This is a genomic window from Sellimonas catena (assembly GCF_027924685.1).
In the GTDB taxonomy this organism is placed as follows: domain Bacteria; phylum Bacillota; class Clostridia; order Lachnospirales; family Lachnospiraceae; genus Sellimonas; species Sellimonas catena.
Genome location: NZ_BSBO01000061.1, coordinates 1 through 8,333, shown reverse-complemented (window position 1 = coordinate 8,333; position 8,333 = coordinate 1). Strand labels below are relative to the sequence as shown.

5 protein-coding genes and 1 pseudogene are annotated in these 8,333 nt (G+C 46.0%); 2 read left to right on the top strand and 4 right to left on the bottom strand.

Features of this window, described 5'->3' with window-relative positions; translation table 11 throughout:
* Positions 1-465: 465 nt before the first annotated feature.
* Both Selli1_RS17555 and Selli1_RS17550 read right to left on the bottom strand, forming a co-directional pair.
* Complete coding sequence (locus Selli1_RS17555) at positions 466-3,327, bottom strand: carboxypeptidase regulatory-like domain-containing protein (RefSeq protein ID WP_281844849.1); 2,862 nt, start codon at positions 3,325-3,327, stop codon at positions 466-468.
* Entirely contained in the window at positions 3,249-3,758 is a 510-nt protein-coding gene (locus Selli1_RS17550; RefSeq protein ID WP_281844848.1) for a hypothetical protein, read from the bottom strand. Before Selli1_RS17550 ends, Selli1_RS17555 begins: the two co-directional genes overlap by 79 nt.
* Positions 3,759-4,025: 267 nt before the next feature.
* On the opposite strand from Selli1_RS17550, the gene Selli1_RS17545 reads away from it, so the two are divergent.
* Entirely contained in the window at positions 4,026-4,583 is a 558-nt protein-coding gene (locus Selli1_RS17545) for a hypothetical protein (protein WP_118636277.1), read from the top strand.
* A gap of 298 nt (positions 4,584-4,881) precedes the next feature.
* Here the strand turns inward: Selli1_RS17545 and Selli1_RS17540 are convergent, their stop codons facing one another.
* A complete protein-coding gene (locus Selli1_RS17540) occupies positions 4,882-7,233 on the bottom strand; it encodes a glycosyltransferase family 2 protein (RefSeq protein ID WP_182466512.1) in 2,352 nt (783 codons plus the stop codon).
* Here Selli1_RS17540 and Selli1_RS17535 point away from each other — a divergent pair.
* Positions 7,228-7,767 carry an ATP-binding protein gene (locus Selli1_RS17535; protein ID WP_330677633.1) on the top strand — a complete coding sequence of 180 codons (540 nt, stop codon included), beginning with the start codon at positions 7,228-7,230 and terminating at the stop codon, positions 7,765-7,767. The genes Selli1_RS17540 and Selli1_RS17535 overlap by 6 nt on opposite strands.
* Before the next feature lie 92 nt (positions 7,768-7,859).
* On the opposite strand, the pseudogene Selli1_RS17530 reads toward Selli1_RS17535, so the two are convergent.
* Positions 7,860-8,204, bottom strand: a pseudogene (locus Selli1_RS17530) (VOC family protein); the annotation flags it as partial.
* Positions 8,205-8,333: the final 129 nt, after the last annotated feature.

Sequence of the window (8,333 nt, the reverse complement as noted above, 5' to 3'; positions counted from 1 at the left end):
ACGTGTTTTATTTTGCAACTAACATCATAAAGAAAAACTGTATGATTGGGAAGTAGGGATTTTCTCTGCTTCCCTTTTTATTTAGGAAAAATTCCTATTTTTGCCAATAATAATTATACACTAACATTTTCGTCCACCTCTACTTCTATCGTTTCTAAATGCCCAAACTCCATACTTTCTATTACAAAAAAACTTCATTATTCATAGTATCCTCCATGGTATCTGCGATGGAGAAATTACGAATCCGTATAAATTGTACTAAAAGGAGAATGCCATGTCAATCTAACGGATCAACATCCAGATACCATTCCATATTGCTGATCCGCCGCTGGTAAAGTTTTTCTGTGGCAACGGCCGTTCCTACTACCTTGACATCTTGTTCCCGGATACCGGCACCCGGTTCCGAAAATTTTCGTAGAAAAAGAGAGGCTCAAGTCAAGCCTCTCTTCTGTGTCAATTTCTGTCCTATTTTGTTTCGTCCATAGGAACTGGAATAGCAGCCATCCTTGCGTTTGCATTCGGCTGGTAGGTAATGTCTTCCGTAAACTGGTTGACATCGGTAATGGTATTCGTTGCTGCATCGTAATCGAATACGTGCCAGTTCACACCTGTTTTTCCTGTCGGTACCGGATACGCTTTGTAAAGCTGTCCGTCCAGGTATACTTCCACGATGGCCCCGGACTGAGACATTGCCGTACTGTCAGAGTTTCCACCATTGGAATAGTCATGAACATAAAAGCTGTATGTTCCGGATTCATTCTTCTGATACAGGCTGGTCGTTTCCGGTCCGTAAGAAGTAATGTCATCCACATCCAGATCTGCAATCCTTACAGAATCTTCGTTATGTCTCTTGTTGCCATAATAAATGTGGAAGTAATCGGATCCGTCTGCAGTTGGTCCCAGCAGATGGGAATCCAGGTCTGACGGGGTTTCTCCCCAGGTCAGTACCACACGAAGGTTTGCTGCTTCCAGATCTTCCCCGTTCGGGTTCATGGATGCATTCTGCATACCAAGATCCATTGGGAATACTACGATGTTCTTCGTTACCGTTACATAGCCATCCCGTTCGATGGTTGCGGTGTAGTTGCCGGAAGCCATCTCGATCCGGTAGTCCCCGTATTCGTTTGTTTCTGTTGTCGCAACGACATCGCCGGACGTCTTGTTCCAGCCTCTCCGAAGCGTAAGTGTTGCCCCATGGATTCCTTCGCCTGTCACTGCGTTTGTAATGCGTCCCCGTGCCGAACCGGTCACACCCTCATACTGCTCGTCGATCATCAGCAGCACTTCCGTGTAGTTTTCCTTGTCCTTTTCTACCGTCACATCACATTCAAAACTCTGGTATCCGGCTGCCGTCACCTTGATCTTGTAATCTCCTGCCGGAAGGGACAGTTCAAATCCGCCGTCCTGCCCTGCTTGGGTGCTTCCTGCTGCAGTCGTGCTGTCGCCCTGATATGCGGTAATGGTAGCACCTGTAATGGATGTATTCCGGTCTGCTGCGTCAGCCACCCTGCCGACGATCTTTCCGGTTTCCTCTTCATATGTACAGTGGTCTACCCGTGAGAAGTTTTCAAAGTGCCAGTTCGCTTTCAACGGGCTGTTTTCTTTCTTCCAGAATTCCCAGGTATAGCCAATATCCAGCCAGTCACCGATTACGCCTTCATCCAGGGCCGAAAGTTCCCCGTACAGGAAGACACTTGCATCAATGCACATCAAATCGGTATTGCGGATAACCAGTTCCCCGCTGGCTTCCGGGCCTGCAGAAACGCCAAAATCAATCAAATCCCAGCGCTTGCAGACTTCCAAAAGTCCGGAAAGGCTCGGCCCGATTTTTGCAGAGCCGGCCAGTGCTTTGAAGTCCACATCTGCTTCCAGGGAATCCACTTTCCGCAAGCGGTTATTTAATACCTGGACGCCGGTTTCACCGTCAATATTGCAGACAACTTCAATCTTGCCGCTGATCTCATACTTGATGCCAATCTGGGCATAAATTGTGACACCAGGGATTCCGGCAATCGGAAGTTTTCCAAGTTCCAGCAATCCGCCATTCAGGATATAATCATCCGGAACATAAGACCCGCCGTCTTTCTTGACCTCATATCCGCCGGTAGCTTCGATTGTCAATGGGAATTTCAAGTAAACATCTTTTATGTTAAATCCGCCCCATCCAAGATCCACATCCGCTTTGTATTTGATTTTCGGGAGGTTAATGGCAACATTACCATACAGTTCCCCTTTTCCGATCTTCTTGTGGATTTTGAAGTTGACTTTTCCTGGTGCTGCAAGGGAACCTTCCACGTCCACAACATTCACCCTGGCTGCTTTTGCCATGGCCGGTGCTGCTTCCGTAAATGTCACGCCCTCTGCCGGAATGAATCCGGACATATCCGCTGTTGCGGTTCCGGATGCAGTAATCTCATCCAGTGTTTCCTGGATATCCGGCTCCGCTGTTTCCACAACAACCGCCCCATCCGTTTTCTGGACAGTGACCGCTTTGTAAGGGGTCTGGTCCGGCAGGATAAAGATGCTGCCCTCTGCTATCATATCCCCGCCGGATGTAAAGGTGATGGTTGTCCCGTCCATCGTATACTCTGCATCTTCCGGGATGATGATAGCATCCTCGTCATAAACCACCTCTCCGGTATTTTCCTCCGGAGTTTCCACGTTTGCGATTTCCCGCACCTTAGAAAGTGCCGCATCTGCTTCTGCCTGTGTCAGTTCCTCTGCTGGACGGAAAGCTTCGTCTGTCAGCTGGAACAGTTCCATTGCAACCGCCGTTTCCACCTCCTGCTTGTAGGTGATGGCTGCTGCATCGGCACACGCGATGTCCTTTACTGGCTGGAATCCCAGTGCCTTCACTGCGGTATAAGCCGCAAACTCACGGTCTGCCGGTGCATCCGGACGGAATTCTGTTCCCATTTCCGGAAGAAGCTGGTTCGCATATGCAAGCAGGATCTGGTTTTTCTTTGCATGGCTGTCGATATCTGTAAACGGCAGTGTTTCGTTGTCATATACCACTTCCGTTTCCGGTGCATTGACCGCTGCCAGCAGTTCATCAATCCATTGTGCCCTTGTCAGTACTGCTCCGGAAGGAGCTACTGTCTCCGGAAGGGAATAGCTGATATCTGCAGTCAGGGTGTATGATTTGTCCCCCAGCGCTACGTCTGCTGCAACCTGCAGTCCGCCCTGTCTGGAATCTGCCGCCTTCACTGGAAGCACACCGATGACGTATGGTCCTACCAGGGCTGCTACTAAGAGCAGGGAAAGAAGACCTTTTCCTTTTTCTTCCGGATGCAGACGATCAGGATCACGCCTGCTCCTGCCACGCATACGACAATGAAAATGACCGGATTTGCGGAGTCCCCGGTGTCAACGGCATCTGCATCCTCGGAAGAAGGGGTAGTTGTCTTGTCTCCTCCCTTGGATGGGTTTCCGCCATTGTCATTCTGGTCTGGATTTGGGGATGGGTTCTTGTCTCCGCCATTCTGGTTGGATTCTTCCCGATCCCCACTGTCTTGGGATCCGCCGTTGTCCTGTGTTTTTGCTGCTTTCACTGTGTACTGAAGTGCGGTTTCTGAACCCGGTGCCAGCGTTTCCTCTTCTTTGGTCAGTGTGTCCCCCTCTTCCAGGCTGAGGCCTTCTGGAAGGACGCCCTGAATCCGTACCTTGCTGACCGGCTCATTCCCGGTGTTCTGCAAATGCACGGTGACTTCTGCTGAAGTCTTGTCCTTGGAAACTTCTGCTGTGATCTCTGCTGTCACGTCTTGGACTTTGCCAGTGCCACGGTCGGCATACAGGCTGCAGTCATAATGAATGACAGCAAAAGAAGGGGCAGAAATTTCCTGCCTTTTGTTCTCATTCCTAGTTTCCTCCTGTTATTCCATATTGTTAGACAACTACATTCTTAATTATAAATTCCAGCTGACAGGAGTTCAATGTGAGAAAGTTCCAAAAATGGATTCTGAAATTTTACGTTTCTGACAAACTTTGTTATACTATAACAAAAAAATCAAAGGAGGGATGAATCATTGAAACCACATATCCCAAAACACGATCCCCGCTACCGTAACATCCGTCCGGAGGAGCTGCACAAAAGGACGCTCTATGAAAGTGAGGTGGAAGTGATCCAGAATCTGAAAAAGAACCTGAACGGGACATCCACCGTTGCAGGCTGGTTTGCCTTCTTCATGGGCCTTGCATTCCAGGGGATCAGCCTCTACCTGGTTTCCCTCGGGCAGTCCAGTACAAAAGACGTTGTGGGTCTGGCAGTCGGCACCCTGATCTTCTGGCTGGTGGGTGGACTCACTCTCCACAGCCGGATCCCGAAGCACGCTTCCATCACTCATACCCAATACGGCATCGTTAACGGAAAATGGCCGTCCCCTGCAAGAAGTGGAAACACCAACGGCCGGACCTACTATCTGGATGTAATCTTCCCGGATACCGGCACACGGATCCAGAAGGTGATCTGTAGCTATGGCGACTATAAGCGTGCCGAGCAGGGACAGCAGGTGCTGGCTGTGGTATTCGAGGGGAAACACGGCAGAAACGTGTATGGCTCCATTTTTACCCGACGTAAAAAATGATCTTACTTGGATGATCTTCTGGATATGGACTATTTTCTGAACGAAGATGACCCTTTTGACGACGTATTTGGCGAAGAAGGTTTTTATATACTTTAACCCTATTACCATCTTAATGTCATGTCCACCTCCCACGTTTACCTGATATCTATTTGATAAACGTGGGATTCTTTTTAACCTTCTTAAAAATCGGAATTTCCCATCTTCAAAGCCGAAATTTTTCGTAGAAAATTTAACAGCATAAGCAGGCTGATATTTGCCTATATAGAGTTTTAAACTCTTTGCCCTGGATCACTTAATGCTAATTATCTTTCAGCGGGTATACCCCACTTCTGTTCCATACAGCATTTTTTACATCAGCTGTTCCACTGTGCACCGCACTTTCATCCAGAATGATAAGAACATCGTATTCTTTTTTTATTTCATCCATATTACCCGCATCCAGCCGCTCTGTCACCTCCACATTCGGCGCGTTTAAAAAGTATCTGCTCACATAGTAAACTTCCCCGTTTGAAACCTGGCCTTCGCGGTCAGAAGCCGCCACAAAATATTTCCGTTGATCCTCTTCTTCCTGCCACCGGTCACCCGCCAGTGTTTCCATTCTGCCGGCCAGAGACTGAGAATAGTTACTCTGAATGTAGAGAAGGCCATTGATTTCTGAGTACAGAAAATTGACTCCGATCATCATGGTCGCCAGCACCATGTACTGATAACGCCGCTTTGCCGCAGGAGAAGAAAACGCACGATAGGTTCCGTTGCCCTCGATCCGCACGGCAAAAGAATGTTCCATATCGATGGTCGCCTGCATAAAAAGCAGGCCTTCCACCAGCACCATGATGCTGCACGCATACCGGTCAAATCCGGCCAGGCGAACCGCTTCTTCCTCCGGCATAGAAAAAAGGTAAAGTCCAAGAATCCCTATATGATACAGAATCGCCATAAGGTCAACCACAATCAGTACTCTTCCAAGTTTCCATTGCTTTTTCAGAAAAATCCGGACGAACAGTACAGCCAGGACAGCGGCAATATTACATAGAAAAAATGCCAAAATAGCTCTGTTAGATATAGAAAACGCAGCTTTTACAAATTCCTCTGTAATCTGTCCGTACTGCTCTTTGGATACCGCTAAGCTTTCTTGTTTTCCAAAAGCCAGCTGGAATTTCTGTTCAATCCCGGAAAACCGACAGCGGACGTAGAGATTCCAGACCACATACGGGATCAGCGATAAACAAACAGTCATGCATACGGTCATCCACGGATCCATCTCTTTCGGGAGGGAATGCTCTCTGTCATGAATGATCTGCATCCAGTTTTGGAACGATGTTTCCTCTTTTGGAGTCACTGTTGCCGCATAATAAAACGCTTCTGGCGTCTGTTTTACATACACGAATTCCGCCTTCAGATCTGCATGATAATCATTGCCCTGAACAACAATCAGAAATTCCTCTCCTTTTTCCATCGGAATGTATTTGTCCAGCAGGAAGGCAATTCCATTTTCTGAGACATCAAAGGTTTCTCCTTCCTGCCAATTCCCGTGAACATAGATTTTTACGTTCTCTTTTGCCATGATTCTTTCAAATTTGCGTTTGGAATCTCTGCCAAGCATAAAAAATACTGCGTAGGTCAGTGCGATCAGATTGTATAAAAGCCAAAACAAGATAACACTGCTGAATAAAAGTGCCATTCCGTACTTCCCTTTCACATAGCGGATAATCGCTGCGATGCTCAATACGATCAACGCTCCATGTGGAAGGATATACCAGAAAGAGGTAGTTTTGTTACTTGTCTTTCTCTTCTCTGTTACCTTAAATGTCTTCTGCTGAATTCCAATAGACTCCAAAAGCACCGGAAATATAAGATAAGGTGCAAGAATCGTGTCTATGATCTGACTCCACCGCATGTTTCTGATGTTGGTACTCAGGTAGCGCATGGACATGCTGGAGCATAAATGAGATGGAAGCCAGAAAATCATCAGTTCCCAGAAGCCGCATCTCGCCAACTGGAAATCAAATAATGCAAACAGGATCGGAGCCAAAATAAAGATCATTCTGTTAAAGAATGACCACCAGTAAAAATACGCATTGAGATAGGAAAGATTTCCGGCAAGGGATAATTTCCTTGTAAACACAGCATTGGTATTTCGTATACTCTGGATGACGCCCCTGGCCCAGCGGATTCTCTGCCGGATCATACTTTTTACCGTTGTGGTAGAAAGTCCGGATGCCAGTACTTTTGACGTCGCATATGTAATGTATCCCGCCTTTTGCAGTCGTATGCTTGTCTCAAAATCTTCTGTAATTGTTCCATATGGAAATCCACCGATTTCTTCCAGCGCTTTTCTTGAGATTACCGTATTGCTGCCGGTATAAGCAGCGGAATTGGAAGAGTTTCTTAAAATATTGATCTCCCTCGAGAAAAAATCCTGCTCGTTTGGAATGTCTCTTTCCGAATACAGGTTAAACTGAAATAAATCCTGATTATAAAAGCTCTGCGGTGTCTGAATCAGCCCAACTTTTTCTTTGTTCTGCAGAAAATAAGGAACCGTCTCCATAAGAAATTCTTTTCTAGGGATCATGTCCGCATCAAAAGTAGCAATCAGAGGCGAACTTGTCTTTGAAAGTGCGTGATTGTAATTTCCTGCTTTTGCATGCACATTGTCGGCAAGACTTTTTCGGCGAATGCCATTGCAAAGTTTCTGAAAAGCGAGGGACGCTCCCTGTCTGTTGAAGCCGTTTATAACTATCTGAGCTGGCTTGAGAAAGCGTTTGTCATTTACCGATGTCAGCGATATGACTTGCAAGGAAAATCTGTATTGAAAACACAAGAAAAATTCTATTTGGCCGATCCTTCTCTAAAATATTGTATCATGGGATTTAATCCCAAATCAATTGCGACCATGCTGGAAAACATTGTGTACTTTGAATTACGCCGAAGAGGATATCATGTATATATTGGAAAAAATGGAACAAAAGAAATTGATTTTGTTGCAGTCCAAAGAGATGAACGTATTTATGTGCAAGTATGCCGCAGACTGCCTGAAGAATCTGACCGGGAGGTTTCTAACCTACTTGAAATCAAAGACCATTATCCTAAATATGTGGTAACACTGGACGAACTCGCCACAGGAAATATTAACGGGGTAAAAATTGTTCATTTGGCAGATTTTCTGTTGAGCAGAGAATACTAAAGGGTATGACATTGCATCATACTGAAAAGTGAACATCCGGAGATCATCTGCAAAAGAGATTTCCGGATGTTCACTCTAAAGGGATAATAACTTTACGCCGGAACAATCTCGATCCAGTATCCGTCCGGATCTCCGATAAAATAGATACCCATCTCCGGATTTTCAAACAGGATCACTCCCATTTCTTTATGTTTCCGGTATGCTTCTTCGTAATGATCTGTTGTGAAAGCAAGGTGGAATTCTTCCTCTCCCAGATCGTATTTTTCTGTTCTTTCTTTCAGCCAGGTCAACTCAAGCGTAAAGGAACTCTTGCCGTCTCCGAGGTAAACAAGGATAAAGCTTCCGTCTTCGGCTTCCTTTCTCCTTACCTCTTTCAAACCCAGAGCCTCTTCATAGAATTTCAGGCTCTTTTCCAGATCGAGAACGTTAAAATTAAAATCTCAAACTTCGCACTTGAATAAGTGCCTATGCACCTTGAAAATTCAATAAGTTCTGGCAATAAAATAGCATGAAACCATCTGGTTTGATATAATTGAATTGACCAAAAAACAATTAAAACCGGAGGC